We start from the raw sequence: 12,775 nt of genomic DNA, 5'->3' as shown, positions 1-12,775 counted from the left end.
CCCTCCTAAGTAAAGCTTGTGTCTCCATAGAGACCGTTTATCATTATGCGTTCGCGTTAGCTCCAGCGACGATTTCCGAAATTTCTTGCGTAATCGAAGCTTGGCGTGCACGGTTGTAAGCCAATGTGTAGCTGCTGATCATTTTCGTTGCATTCTTCGTTGCGGAGTTCATCGCTGTCATTCTCGCGCCAAACTCACTCGCTTTACCTTCCAGAACGGCACTGTAAATAAGCGTCTCAGCATATTTAGGGAGCAGCACTTCCAGAACGCCTTCCGGTGACGGCTCATACTCATAGCTAGCAGTAGCCGTTACAGTTACTTCCTCCATTGGAAGCAGACGAATCATGGTTGGAATTTGGGTAATCGCGTTTTGGAACTTATTGTAAATCAGGAACAGTTGGTCATACGTACCGTTAACGAAATTAGCGACTGCTGCTGTTGCAACAGGCTTAATATCCGAAAATTTCGGCGTATCCGGAAACACCGGTTACTTCTTCAACAATCGGAATATTTCGTTTCGAGAAGAAATTGCTACCCTTACGTCCGATTACGAAGATGGAGTACTCAGCTGTTGATTTATGATTTTCACGAATCTCAGTCATTGCTTTACGCAACACGTTTGCGTTGTAACCACCAGCGAGACCACGGTCGGAAGTAATGACCAAATAGGCCGTTTTCTTCACTTCACGTGATTGTAGCATAGGGTGCTTCACGCCTTTAGTGCCAGCTGCAATGCTTGCAACCACTTCCTTCAACTTTTCGGAGTACGGACGTGCCGCTTCCGCTGATTGCTGCGCTCTACGTAAGTTCGCTGCTGCAACCATTTCCATTGCTCTTGTGATTTGCTTCGTGCTTTGTGTGGATTTGATTTGGCGCTTAATCTCGCGCATTCCTTTTGCCATACCTGCTCACCTCTCTTTTGAGGCTTAGAAAAGCCTTCATTCGAAGACCTGAATTCAGGCGTCCGCCTGCCCAGGAGTCACATGGTAGCGAGAGCTTCATTTAACATGAAGCTCTGCCCTCATGATTTATTCAGAAACTGCAAAGCTCTTTTTAAATGTATTGATTGCATCAACCAATGCTTTATCGTTATCCGCAGTAATATCTTTCGTGTCACGAATGCTATGCAGAACTTCAGGACGGTTGGATTCCAAGAAAGCAATGAACTGAGCTTCAAAACGCGTTACATCTTGAACTGGAATATCATCCACATGACCTTTTACAACTGTGTAAAGGGAAGCAACTTGCTTTTCCAATGACATCGGTTGGTGAACGCCTTGTTTCAAGATTTCAAGCGTACGAACCCCACGATCCAAACGTGCTTTAGTCGCTCTATCAAGATCGGATCCGAATGCGGCAAACGCTGCAAGCTCACGATATTGAGCCAAGTCTACACGCAGTGTACCGGCAACTTTTTTCATCGCTTTCGTTTGAGCGGAGCCCCCTACACGGGATACAGAGTTACCAACGTTAACCGCTGGACGCTGACCGGAGTAGAATAGGTCGGACTCAAGGAAGATTTGACCGTCCGTAATGGAAATTACGTTCGTTGGAATGTATGCGGAGATATCGCCCGCTTGTGTCTCGATGAATGGAAGTGCAGTAATCGAACCGCCGCCAAGCTCATCGTTCAATTTCGCAGCGCGCTCCAGCAAACGGGAGTGCAAGTAGAATACGTCCCCTGGGTAAGCTTCACGACCTGGTGGACGACGAAGCAAGAGGGACAACTCACGGTATGCGGCAGCTTGTTTGGACAAGTCATCGTATACGATAAGAACGTGCTCGCCTTTGTACATGAAGTACTCGGCCATAGCACAACCGGAGTATGGTGCTAACCATAGCATCGGTGAAGGCTCGGAAGCGGAAGCTGTTACAACGATTGTATAGTCAAGCGCGCCAGCAGCACGAAGGGTTTCAACAACACCTACGACTGTGGATTGTTTTTGACCGATAGCAACGTAGATACATTTCACGCCATTGCCTTTTTGGTTGATGATCGCATCGATCGCAATTGCTGTTTTACCTGTTTGACGGTCACCAATGATCAACTCACGTTGTCCACGACCTACTGGTACCATTGCGTCAATCGCTTTAATTCCCGTTTGCATAGGCTCATGAACGGATTTACGCGCCATAACCCCTGGTGCCATGTTCTCTACAGGGCGGAAAGCTGTTGTATTGATAGGACCTCTACCATCAACTGGTTGACCAAGTGCGTTTACTACACGGCCCAGAAGTTCTTCACCTACAGGAACCTCCATGATACGTCCAGTACGTTTAACTTGGTCGCCTTCACGGATATCTTTGTAAGGTCCAAGAATAACGATACCTACGTTGCTTTCCTCAAGGTTAAAGGCATAGCCAAGAACGCCGCTTGGGAACTCAAGCAGCTCGCCTGCCATAACGTTTTCCAAGCCGTGAGCACGAGCAATACCGTCACCTACTTGAATGACTGTACCTACATCAACTACTTGGATATCGGAACTATAGTTTTCAATCTGTTGTTTAATCAATGAGCTGATTTCTTCAGGTTTGATACTCAACGAACTTCACCCCTATTCTTACAGTGCTTATATTAAACTAACGCTTTGGCCAAACGATCAAGTTTGCCTGCCAAGCTTCCATCATATAAACGATCACCGATACGCACTTGAATGCCGCCGAGCAGCTTAGGCTCAACCACAGACGAAACACGGATCGTTTTACCTGTTACTTTACTGAAATGTGAAGCAATCTCAGCTTGCTGTGCATCCGAAAGTACGAATGCCGAGTATACCGTCGCACTCGCTTGACCGAGCGCTTCATTCGCAACCTTAGCATAGTCACTCGCCAAAGCGGAAAGAATCGACTGTCTACCTTTATCAATCAAGACAAGCAGCGTGTTCCACACCGGTTCGGAAACTTTGCCTTCGAAAATCTGCTTCAGCAGGTCCGTCTTAGCGGAATTCCCGATGTTCGGATGGTTCAGGAACTTCTGCAAGTCTGCATTGTCCCTAATCGCACTAGCTACAGATTTAAGCTCTTCTTCAACTAGGGAAATGATATTCTTTTCCTTCGCTACTTCGAACAGAGCTTTGGCATAACGCTTCGCTACGACGATGTCACTCATACGTTGCCTCCTACCTCTTTGAGGTAATGCTCAACAAGTTCTTCTTGTGACTTTTCATCGATTTGTTTCTCGATAATTTTGGATGCGATCAGAACGGACATCGCGCCAACTTGGCTGCGAAGAGCGGCAACCGCTTTGTTCTTCTCATTTTCGATATCTTTAAGCGCTTCGTCTTTCAAACGAGTTGCTTCTGCACTAGCAGCATGAATAATTTCATCAGCTTGCTTGGAACCAGTGTGCTTCGCTTGCTCAATGATGTCATAAGCTTCCTTACGAGTTTGTTGCAGCGCTTGCTTTTGTTCCTCTAACAGTTGATCAGCTTGCTTGCGGCTCGCTTCAGCTGTTTGAATTTGATCTTTAACCAATTGTCTGCGTTTCTCCATCATGCCGAACAGAGGACCGAACGCAAATTTAGAAAGCAACAAATATAAAATTAAGAACGCGATAAGTTGTATCCAAAATGTGGACCATTCAATATGCAAGTAACGTCACTCCCTTCTGATAACATGGGCAAAACGAAGGCGTGGTGGCGACTACGGCCATCAACGCCAAGCGGTTTCTTAAGCTTTTCCCATAAAGATGAACGCAAGAACCAATGCAACGACCGGCATTGCCTCAACTAGACCTACCCCGATAAACATTGTTGTTTGAAGCGTACCACGAAGTTCTGGTTGACGGGAAATACCTTCCAAAGCGCGACCTACGATCAAACCGTTACCAATACCTGCACCTAGTGCTCCCAAACCGAATACGATACCTGCTGCTACTAATGCTATTGCTCCCATTGATAAAATCCTCCCTTAAACTCTTAAGTTTGTTGTTTTTATAAGTGACTCGAGACTTCCCGAGGTAAGTCTTACTCTTAATGCTCTTCTTCGTGAATCAACGTTTGCGAGATGTAAACCATTGTTAGCATCGTGAATACGAAAGCTTGAATAGCACCTACGAACACACTGAAGCCCTGCCATACGAAGAGAGGCGCAATTCCAAACCAACCTGCTCCAACAATGACAGATATCATGATTTCACCTGCATAAATGTTACCGTAAAGACGGAACGCAAGCGTAAGTGGCTTAGATACAACTTCAATTAAATGAAGGATCAACATTGCCCCTTTGAATTCAAAATAATGCGCGAAGTAATGCTTTGTGTTACGTGTTATCCCTAAGAAGTGACTTAGTACAATAACGATAACGGTTAATGCTCCTGTTACTGCGATATCAGCTGTCGGTGATTTCCACCAAGATACATGATCTTCTGTCACGATCGAGAAAGGGAGACCAAGCATATTGCCGATAAAGATGTACATAATGAGCGTAAGACCTAGTGCGATAAAACCTTTGCCATGCTTGGAACCAATCGTGCTTCCAATAATACCTTCTACAAACTCAATCGTCCATTCCATGAAGTTTTGCAATTTCGAAGGATTTGTTACGGATGCTCGGCTCGCTCCTGCGATTGCAAGAATTAGCACGATAACTGTGGTAATCCCGATCATCATCAATGCTGATGCATCGAAATGAAAGCCTAACCACTCAAACTCTGGTACCTTATGTTCCATATTTTCCATTTTCACCCCTTTCATCCATTGAAGTTACATCGTGGAATTACTTCTTAGACTTCCTAATAGAAAGAATACCCAGTACGAGTGTTGCCAATTGAGCAAAAAAGTATCCAACGATCGTCGTCGTTAATGCGACTTGCTCGGGATACCGAACGGCAACCAGTCCTACGAAGCCAGCGATGGCTGCTCTTGTCAGAAAACCAAGGGTCACCTTGCGCCCTTTCTGCTCTATCGCAGCTGCTGCCAACTTGTTGATTTTCCAGGCTAGGAACCTTGCATTAATCATGCTCGCAACAGCTCCAAGCATAAGACCGGCAAAGTAAACCCGGTAATCGACAAAAAGCGCCCATGCAGCCAAACAAAAGGATAAAAAGAAAAGAAACACATTTTGAACCGTTTTCAGAGTGGCTGAAAAGTCATCCATTATAGCCCTCCGTACTGCTTTATCATGAAGTAAATGCTAATGATTCCGGTTACAAGCCCCAGCAAAAATCCGCCCAACAACCAGAACTGTCCCCCAAGCGTATGGCTTAGCCAATCACCGAAGAAATACCCAGCTGTTAAACAAACAACGAGATCAATTCCAATCGCGCTAGTTAACGCTACTGCTCGCCATGGATTATCATTGGAATCTGGCCGTTTCATCGCATCCTCCTGAGAGTTTTCCACATGGGAAAACCCGTCTCGCAGCATAGTGCTACGAATCCTCATTCATTGTATCGAAGCCATGCAAGGTTTGTCAATTGACATAACTTCACATGTCCCTTCACTCAAAACTCCTCAGAGCCTTGCGGCTCTAAGGTTTGCGAGTTTCCAAACCAAACAGTGGAACTGTACGCTGTAGCGTTTGTCATGATTTTGTCACGGTTAGAATGCTTCCGGACGCTCAGAGGTCTTGCCGAAGTGATAAAGTATCGCTTGCACGATACGTTCAGACGATTTTCCATCCCCATAAGGGTTGGCGGCTTGACTCATTTTGTTGTATAAATCTGGATCTGTTAGAAGCGCGCGAGCACGCTCATAGACCACTTCTTCATCCGTTCCAACGAGTTCAAGCGTACCTGCCTGGATACCCTCAGGACGTTCTGTCGTATCGCGCAGAACTAGAACCGGCACACCAAAAGACGGCGCTTCTTCTTGAAGACCACCAGAGTCTGTCAGAATCATATGGGCGTGCGGATAGAAGTTGTGGAACTCGAATACGTCAAATGGGTCAACCAGCTTGATGCGTGGGTGATTGCCCAGAATCTCATGTGCCGGTTCCTTGACCGCAGGACTTGGATGAACAGGATAAACGATCGCAATATCTTCGAACTCATCGGCAATGCGTTTCACAGCACGGAAGATTTGACGGTGAGGCTCACCTTGCGCTTCACGGCGATGCGCCGTCATTAAGATCAGTCTTGCGGCCCGCTGCCCACTCCAGAACAGGGTGTTCGAATTTCTCTTGAACCGTGTATTTAAACACATCCGTCACGGTATTCCCTGTCACATAAATCTGAGATTCTGATTTATTTTCTTTCCGCAGATTGTCGGCGGATTGCTGTGTAGGCGCAAAGTGCAGATCTGCCAGCACACCCGTTAATTGACGGTTCATTTCCTCTGGGTAAGGGGACATTTTGTTCCACGTACGAAGACCTGCTTCGACATGTCCCACTTGAATTTGCTGCATAAATGCCGCATAGCTTGCAAGGAATGTTGTCAACGTATCGCCATGTACGAGAATTAGGTCAGGCTTAGCTTCTTGGAAGACAGGCTCCAAGCCTTGCAGTACACGCATTGTAATCTCATTCAGCGTTTGACGGTCTTTCATGACATTTAAATCGAAATCCGGTTTAATTTTGAAAATGTCGAGCACCTGATCCAGCATTTGTCGATGCTGCGCTGTCACACAAACTAGGGACTCAATATGCTCAGGATGCTTTTCCAGCTCCAAAATTAGCGGAGCCATCTTAATCGCTTCGGGTCTTGTTCCGAAGATCGTAATGACTTTTAAACGTTTCATCGGTTTCTTCTCCCTTTAGAGCCAATTATTTAGTGCCGAACAGACGATCTCCCGCGTCACCAAGTCCCGGAACGATATAGCCGTGATCGTTCAGGTAGTCGTCAACGGCAGCTACGTAAATATCAACATCCGGATGCTCTTGTTGAACTGCTTTGATCCCTTCTGGTGCTGCAATTAAACACATCAGCTTCATTTGCGTACAGCCTCTGCGTTTCAGTACTTCAATCGCCATATTCGCGGATCCACCTGTGGCCAGCATCGGGTCAATAACAATTAACTCCCGCTCCAGAACATCTGTGGGCAGCTTTACATAGTACTCGACAGGCTGAAGCGTGTCAGGATCACGGTAGAGACCAACATGTCCAACTTTGGCAGCCGGAATCAGCTTAAGAATCCCATCTACCATACCAAGACCAGCACGCAGGATTGGAATGAGTCCCAGCATTCTGCCCGAAATAATACGGCAATCTGCCGTAGTCACAGGCGTTTTCACCTGAACATGCTCAAGCGGAATATCTCGCGTAATCTCGTAGGCCATTAATGTCGCAACCTCGTCCACGAGATCTCGAAAATCCTTCGTTTTCGTATTCTCATCCCGAATATAAGTTAGCTTATGTTGAATTAGCGGATGATCACAAATAAATAACTTCCCCATAATTTCCTCCTAAAAAGCTGCATTTTATATGTATTTCACAAAAAAATATCGTCATGGTACGACAAACCTCGTCCATTATATCATATGTTATCCAACTTATCCTCTGTAAAACCAAAGCTTCCGTGAATATCCATTTTTCAAGAAAAAACCACTAGGATTATTCACCCTAGCGGCTTTGATATAACATAATATCAGCTCAATCTACGATTTCGGGGCAGAACCAGATATTCTTGAAATCGAACCAACCGAGCGTGTTGAAAGAAATACCTTGAAGGTGCGGGCTATACACTAATTGTTGAGTCGTATGAACAAGAAATAAGACCGATTGGTTTTGCGATAATAATCCTTGCATGGAGCGGATTCGTTGTAAACGTATCTGACTGTCAGGCTCATCTTCGATTGAGGCAATTGTTTCATCGAACGTTCTGCGTTGCTCATCGGTCGCGTATACGCGCAGCGGTAAGTTGCCTGTTTTGTACATCTCAATCAGACAACGGGCTTCATCGTCATCTGCGACAACCCCGCCGAGAATGATATCTGCACACTGCATCCTATGAACCTTGGACATTTCTTCAAATGAACATTCCTGGAAAGCAACCTGAATTCCGATGTCTAGGCAGCGAGCATGAACCCATTCAGCTAAGGCACGGTTTTTTGGGGTGAAAATCATCGTTATCGGCTGGCCTTCATATCCGCATTGCCTTAATAATTCTCTAGCTCGTTCAGGCTGGTCATCTTCCGGCTGTTCGACTGGCGAATCGGACGGCAAGAAATCCGCGGCAGGTATTGCATTATATAACCCCAATTCCTTAATCATGCCGCTGCGGTTAAGAACTAATTGTAGCGCTTGGCGGAAATGGAGATCCTGCTGAGGCCCTTCCTTTCGTAAATTAAAGACCAGCATGCTAGAACCTAGCATCATGATTTCTTTTTTACACCAATGCGCCGGTACCGGCTGTTTAGAATGACTGAGCTTGCCCATTTGGAAATTCAGCTGCTGCCACCTTCGCTCGCTGACCATTTCCGGAACGCATAGCAGTTCAATACGATCCAGGTGGGCGGGCTCCCGGTAATAATCCTCGAACACTTCGAAGGTTACGCCCCCTTCATCATACCTCGTAATCCGGAACGGACCCGTCCCGACGGGCAGCATGCCTGGATCGCTCACTTTCTGAGCGCTGTACACATCAGCCGGTATGATTGCAGCCTGGTAGGAACTTACGTAATGAGGAAACATATAATTCGACGCCTTTAACTCAACTCTAATGGTCAGCCGATCCACTGCGCGGATTTCTTTAACGGATTCCAGCAGCCATCGGTTTGGAGAATTTTCCGTGCCGAGCGTGCGCAGCCTATTTAGCGAAAAGACAGCATCTGCCGAAGTCATCTCACGCCCATGATGGAATCGCACCCGCTTACGCAAATAAAACGTCCAGATCGTTGCATTCTCATTACATTCCCAGTCATGCGCTAAACCTGGCTCTAGGCAGCCGCATTCAGGACTAAAATACAGCAGCGTATCGAAAGCCTGCTTCACGAAATGGAGATCGCCAGAGAAGAGCACATCCACAGGGTCTAGGGTCAGAACTCTCATCTGCATCGGCAATCGAAGAGTTTCAGGATCGCCGGACTCAAGGGTTCCTTTATACCCAAAATAACTCCCAAGCCAAGCTAAGAATCGATCCATGACTCCTGAATCCAATCCTTCTATTTGAAACAAACTCATTGCACTGTTCAAATTCCCCTGTTCAACAAGCATTTTCGCTTCCGTAAACAAAAGATCTTCGACAGAGGCTAGAAACCGGATTGTAGATCGATTTCCGCGCCCGCGACCCGGTGTCCAGGAAATCCACGCCATCTCAATCATCTTGCGAATCAATATTTTCACATTGCGTTCCGTACAATACAGGTAACCGGCTATTTCTTCAACGGACACGGGCACATCCATATCGGTTTGTTGAAAATTGTGTACTCGCATGATTGCTGATTTCAACTGCACGTACTGTAAAACAAGCTGCATGGATGCAACCTCCTTTTACACGAATTACCAAGAAGTATAGGTCTGCCTCCCTACTTTCGTCAACAGCCTTTAGACGGATAAAAGGGTAAAAAAAAGCCGACTCCAGAGAGCCGGCCTGAACTTTTTTTTGAACAAGAAATTAATAAGTTAAACCAGGGTAAAGCGGATACTGCGCTGTCAGGTCTTTCACTAAACCGCGTGCTTTCTCTAGAACAGCTTCGTCTTTCGGGTTTTTCAAGGTAAGCCCAATCACTTTCGCGATTGTTTTCATCGCTTCTTCATTCATACCACGGGATGTTACAGCCGGTGTACCTAGACGGATACCGCTAGTAATGAACGGACTTGTTGGGTCAAAAGGAATCGCGTTTTTGTTTGCTGTGATACCAATTTCGTCTAGAACGTGTTCAGCGTCTTTACCCGAAATGTTCAAGTTGCGCAAATCGATCAGCATCAAGTGGTTATCTGTACCGCCGGAAACTAAGTTAATACCTTCAGCTGTTAAAGCAGTCGCCAATGCTTGTGCATTGTTGATCACGTTTTGTCCGTATGTTTTGAAATCTGGTTGCAGAGCTTCACCGAAGGAAACCGCTTTTGCTGCGATCGTGTGCATCAAAGGACCACCTTGGGTACCAGGGAAAACCGCTTTGTCGATTGCTGCCGCCCAAGATTTGCGCGTAAGAATCATACCGCCGCGAGGACCGCGAAGCGTTTTGTGTGTTGTTGTCGTTACGAAATGTGCGTGCGGCACTGGGTTCGGGTGCAAACCAGCAGCAACAAGACCTGCGATATGAGCCATATCCACGAAGAACAGCGCTCCTACATCATTAGCAATGGAAGCCAAAGCTTCGAAATCAATTGTGCGCGGGTAAGCACTTGCGCCAGCTACGAGCATGCGAGGCTTGTGTTTGAATGCAGCTTTACGAACATCGTCGTAATCAATACGGAAATCTTTCTCGCTTACACCGTAAGCTACGAAGTTGTAGAGAATACCGGACGCATTCACGGGGCTGCCGTGCGTTAAGTGACCACCATGTGCCAGGTTCATACCCAGTACCGTATCACCAGGGTTTAGAGCTGCCAGGTAAACAGCCATGTTGGCTTGTGCGCCGGAATGCGGTTGAACGTTCGCGTGCTCAGCACCGAAAAGCTCTTTTGCACGATCGCGAGCGATATCTTCTACGATGTCTACGTGCTCGCAGCCGCCATAGTATCTTTTGCCTGGGTAACCTTCTGCATATTTGTTCGTTAACACAGTACCCATAGCTTCAAGAACAGCTTGGCTAACGATGTTTTCAGATGCGATAAGCTCAATTTTGTCGCGTTGACGGGCAAGCTCAAGGTTCATAGCTGCTACAATTTTAGGATCTTGTTTACTCAAAAAGTTTGTCATATTAAAATTCCTCCTACAGGGTAGTCTTATCTGTTAAGTCTTATTCATTGAGGTAATAGCTAGCAATCCGCATCAGGTGCGGCTGTTTGATAGAGTTGTTCCGCTTCATCAGGCAGATATACAGCTCTTGTACCGCCAATCAGCTTAGGCCGGGTAAAAGCCATCGTTACATAGGCATGGCCAATGTTACGTACTGGCGGCCTTGCTGGCACAGCAACTGGGCGCAAATGCATCCCGATGAGCGTGCTGCCAATATCGATTCCGGCATGTGCCTGAATCTTCTCGACAACGACCGGCTTCGTGAAATGGCGATACGCATAGGAGGCCATCGAGCCTCCGGCTCTGGCACCGGAATGACAGAGACAGGCTCAAGCTGAGGCATGCTCGCTAGCAGCTCTTCCTCAATAACGATCGCACGGTTCAAATGCTCGCAGCATTGAAAGGCTAAGTGCAGTCCGAACTCGCGGCTTATTCCTTGCGCCGTTTCAAAAATCGGCTTGGCCGCATCCAGCGTCCCCGATGTACCGATCCTATGCCCGAGAATTTCACTCGTGCTCGTTCCGATAATCAGAATGTGACCTGATCTGAGATTGCCGACTTTGACCAATTCCCGAAGATTCGTTTCCATAGCCTCGGCAACATTAGATAGAATGGAATCTGTCATCGTGATCCCTCGTTTCTGGAATTTTCCGTTAGGAAAAATTCTATGGGTGCAGTGTGAAACGATCTTCGATACTTTGCACTTTGTTAATACGATTTTGGTGTCGAACACCTTGAGAAAACTCAGTTTCGAGCCAAATTTTCACGATTTCCTCTGCTACACCCGGTCCAATAACACGTTCCCCTAAGGCAAGTACGTTCGTATCATTGTGCTCACGCGTCGCTTTCGCTGAAAACAGATCATGTACGAGTGCACAGCGGATGCCCGGAACCTTATTCGCGGCAATCGACATTCCGATACCCGTTCCGCAAATCAGAATACCTTTGTCCGCATCGCCGGATACCACTTGCTCACAAACTTGAAGCGCATAGTCGGGATAATCAACCGAATCTGCGCAGCTGCAGCCATAATCGACGACTTGGTGACCTAATGACTCAATAAAAGGAATGATAACATCTTTCAAACGATAGCCTGCATGATCTGCACCTAAGGCAATTTTCATGAATAGAACGCTCCTTTGCTTGTTCGAATTCGACCATCCTATTATATCCCAAAGCTCACCAGAAAACGAAAAAAAGAGCGGACACGCTAGAAAACGCGCGTTGCTCTTTTGCCCAGGCGACCGGCCGTATAGCTCAATGCTCCACTGTGGTTACTCCCACTCGTCGCCAGTTACATTGAGTCTTGATTAGTACCTCTATTTTATCGCATTCTACCCCATGTGTAAAGATGTATCCGCAATTCGTAAATCTCGTACCTGAGTTATTTGGAGCCTTCGTTTCGTGCACGTATTTTCGGAATCAATTTATCTAAACTCCCGCTGATCTCCTCAGCCGTTTGTCGGTAAATCTCTATTGAGCCTCCGAACGGGTCCGAAATGTCAAAGTCAGGAATCGCATGTTCAAGTTTATAAATGCGGCTTCTTTCTTCTACAGATACTGCTTGCGAAAGAGCCTGTTTGAGCTGAAGCTCCGTAACGAGCTGCTCCCTTTCCTCAATCGCCTGTAAAATATGAGCGTCATCCTCTACGTACTCTTTGAGTGTAAAAGTCTTCTCAATCGCACCCGGAAACCGCTGGATAACCGTACGCTTATGTCCCATCGTCATCGTCAAAATAAGATCAGCCCAATTCACTTCAGACTCTTGGATCGCCAAAGAACTTATGGGCTCCTTGAAACCCGCTTCCTGTAGAAGCGATGCACTATTTCTGGAGATTGGACCGCCCGTCACCGCGGAAACGCCTGCTGAACGAACCTCCGCCGCAAGCCCTTCTTGGTGCACCTTGATACGCAGCAAACCTTCTGCTAATGGACTGCGGCACGTATTTCCTGTACAAACAAATAGAATTCGCAACATGATTCCCTCCTAATC

Annotated in this window: 12 protein-coding genes, 3 pseudogenes and 1 riboswitch; all 15 genes and pseudogenes read right to left on the bottom strand. The window is 46.6% G+C overall.

Annotated features, from left to right (window positions below; all coding sequences use genetic code 11):
* Positions 1-43: 43 nt before the first annotated feature.
* The 15 genes and pseudogenes from atpG to ACBP55_RS00200 all read right to left on the bottom strand — a co-directional run bounded on the left by atpG (position 44) and on the right by ACBP55_RS00200 (position 12,760).
* Positions 44-902: pseudogene (atpG, locus tag ACBP55_RS00270) on the bottom strand (ATP synthase F1 subunit gamma).
* A 126-nt stretch (positions 903-1,028) separates the two neighbouring features.
* The gene (atpA, locus tag ACBP55_RS00265) at positions 1,029-2,543 is read right to left on the bottom strand and encodes a F0F1 ATP synthase subunit alpha (protein ID WP_029195660.1); all 1,515 of its coding nucleotides are present in this window, start codon (positions 2,541-2,543) and stop codon (positions 1,029-1,031) included.
* Between the two features lie 32 nt (positions 2,544-2,575).
* Positions 2,576-3,109: a F0F1 ATP synthase subunit delta gene (locus ACBP55_RS00260; protein WP_029195661.1), complete on the bottom strand. Its 534-nt coding sequence runs from the start codon at positions 3,107-3,109 to the stop codon at positions 2,576-2,578.
* Entirely contained in the window at positions 3,106-3,591 is a 486-nt protein-coding gene (atpF, locus tag ACBP55_RS00255) for a F0F1 ATP synthase subunit B (RefSeq protein ID WP_464648927.1), read from the bottom strand. Before atpF ends, ACBP55_RS00260 begins: the two co-directional genes overlap by 4 nt.
* Before the next feature lie 78 nt (positions 3,592-3,669).
* A complete protein-coding gene (atpE, locus tag ACBP55_RS00250) occupies positions 3,670-3,894 on the bottom strand; it encodes a F0F1 ATP synthase subunit C (RefSeq protein ID WP_028556930.1) in 225 nt (74 codons plus the stop codon).
* 77 nt (positions 3,895-3,971) lie between these two features.
* The gene (gene atpB, locus ACBP55_RS00245; protein ID WP_028556929.1) at positions 3,972-4,670 is read right to left on the bottom strand and encodes a F0F1 ATP synthase subunit A; all 699 of its coding nucleotides are present in this window, start codon (positions 4,668-4,670) and stop codon (positions 3,972-3,974) included.
* 46 nt (positions 4,671-4,716) lie between these two features.
* Complete coding sequence (locus ACBP55_RS00240; RefSeq protein WP_464648925.1) at positions 4,717-5,097, bottom strand: ATP synthase subunit I; 381 nt, start codon at positions 5,095-5,097, stop codon at positions 4,717-4,719.
* The gene (locus tag ACBP55_RS00235) at positions 5,097-5,318 is read right to left on the bottom strand and encodes an AtpZ/AtpI family protein (RefSeq protein WP_464648923.1); all 222 of its coding nucleotides are present in this window, start codon (positions 5,316-5,318) and stop codon (positions 5,097-5,099) included. Before ACBP55_RS00235 ends, ACBP55_RS00240 begins: the two co-directional genes overlap by 1 nt.
* Before the next feature lie 222 nt (positions 5,319-5,540).
* Positions 5,541-6,624 (bottom strand): annotated as a pseudogene (gene wecB / locus ACBP55_RS00230) (non-hydrolyzing UDP-N-acetylglucosamine 2-epimerase).
* Between the two features lie 79 nt (positions 6,625-6,703).
* Positions 6,704-7,333, bottom strand: coding sequence for a uracil phosphoribosyltransferase (upp, locus tag ACBP55_RS00225; protein WP_029195667.1), 630 nt, complete (start codon positions 7,331-7,333; stop codon positions 6,704-6,706).
* Positions 7,334-7,529: 196 nt separating this feature from the next.
* The gene (locus ACBP55_RS00220) at positions 7,530-9,353 is read right to left on the bottom strand and encodes an ABC transporter substrate-binding protein (protein ID WP_464648921.1); all 1,824 of its coding nucleotides are present in this window, start codon (positions 9,351-9,353) and stop codon (positions 7,530-7,532) included.
* 139 nt (positions 9,354-9,492) lie between these two features.
* Complete coding sequence (locus ACBP55_RS00215; RefSeq protein ID WP_268616733.1) at positions 9,493-10,743, bottom strand: serine hydroxymethyltransferase; 1,251 nt, start codon at positions 10,741-10,743, stop codon at positions 9,493-9,495.
* A 59-nt stretch (positions 10,744-10,802) separates the two neighbouring features.
* A pseudogene (locus tag ACBP55_RS00210) lies at positions 10,803-11,407 on the bottom strand (TIGR01440 family protein).
* Between the two features lie 40 nt (positions 11,408-11,447).
* Entirely contained in the window at positions 11,448-11,906 is a 459-nt protein-coding gene (gene rpiB, locus ACBP55_RS00205; RefSeq protein ID WP_029195671.1) for a ribose 5-phosphate isomerase B, read from the bottom strand.
* Positions 11,907-12,009: 103 nt separating this feature from the next.
* A riboswitch (ZMP/ZTP riboswitch) is annotated at positions 12,010-12,090 on the bottom strand.
* A gap of 76 nt (positions 12,091-12,166) precedes the next feature.
* Positions 12,167-12,760, bottom strand: a complete 594-nt coding sequence (locus ACBP55_RS00200) for a low molecular weight protein arginine phosphatase (RefSeq protein ID WP_464648918.1) — start codon at positions 12,758-12,760, stop codon at positions 12,167-12,169.
* Positions 12,761-12,775 lie beyond the last annotated feature (15 nt).

Source organism: Paenibacillus sp. WG02, from assembly GCF_055396115.1.
The sequence above is the reverse complement of the archived record's forward strand: the minus strand, read 5'-3'. Positions and strand labels throughout refer to the sequence as shown.

Excerpts from the sequence above, each read along its gene's own strand:
- ACBP55_RS00235 (WP_464648923.1), bottom strand. The coding sequence starts at position 5,318 with ATGAAACGGCCAGATTCCAATGATAATCCATGGCGAGCAGTAGCGTTA.
- atpB (WP_028556929.1), bottom strand. The coding sequence starts at position 4,670 with ATGGAACATAAGGTACCAGAGTTTGAGTGGTTAGGCTTTCATTTCGAT.
- ACBP55_RS00220 (WP_464648921.1), bottom strand. The coding sequence starts at position 9,353 with ATGCAGCTTGTTTTACAGTACGTGCAGTTGAAATCAGCAATCATGCGA.
- upp (WP_029195667.1), bottom strand. The coding sequence starts at position 7,333 with ATGGGGAAGTTATTTATTTGTGATCATCCGCTAATTCAACATAAGCTA.
- ACBP55_RS00200 (WP_464648918.1), bottom strand. The coding sequence starts at position 12,760 with ATGTTGCGAATTCTATTTGTTTGTACAGGAAATACGTGCCGCAGTCCA.
- ACBP55_RS00260 (WP_029195661.1), bottom strand. The coding sequence starts at position 3,109 with ATGAGTGACATCGTCGTAGCGAAGCGTTATGCCAAAGCTCTGTTCGAA.
- rpiB (WP_029195671.1), bottom strand. The coding sequence starts at position 11,906 with ATGAAAATTGCCTTAGGTGCAGATCATGCAGGCTATCGTTTGAAAGAT.
- atpE (WP_028556930.1), bottom strand. The coding sequence starts at position 3,894 with ATGGGAGCAATAGCATTAGTAGCAGCAGGTATCGTATTCGGTTTGGGA.
- ACBP55_RS00215 (WP_268616733.1), bottom strand. The coding sequence starts at position 10,743 with ATGACAAACTTTTTGAGTAAACAAGATCCTAAAATTGTAGCAGCTATG.
- ACBP55_RS00240 (WP_464648925.1), bottom strand. The coding sequence starts at position 5,097 with ATGGATGACTTTTCAGCCACTCTGAAAACGGTTCAAAATGTGTTTCTT.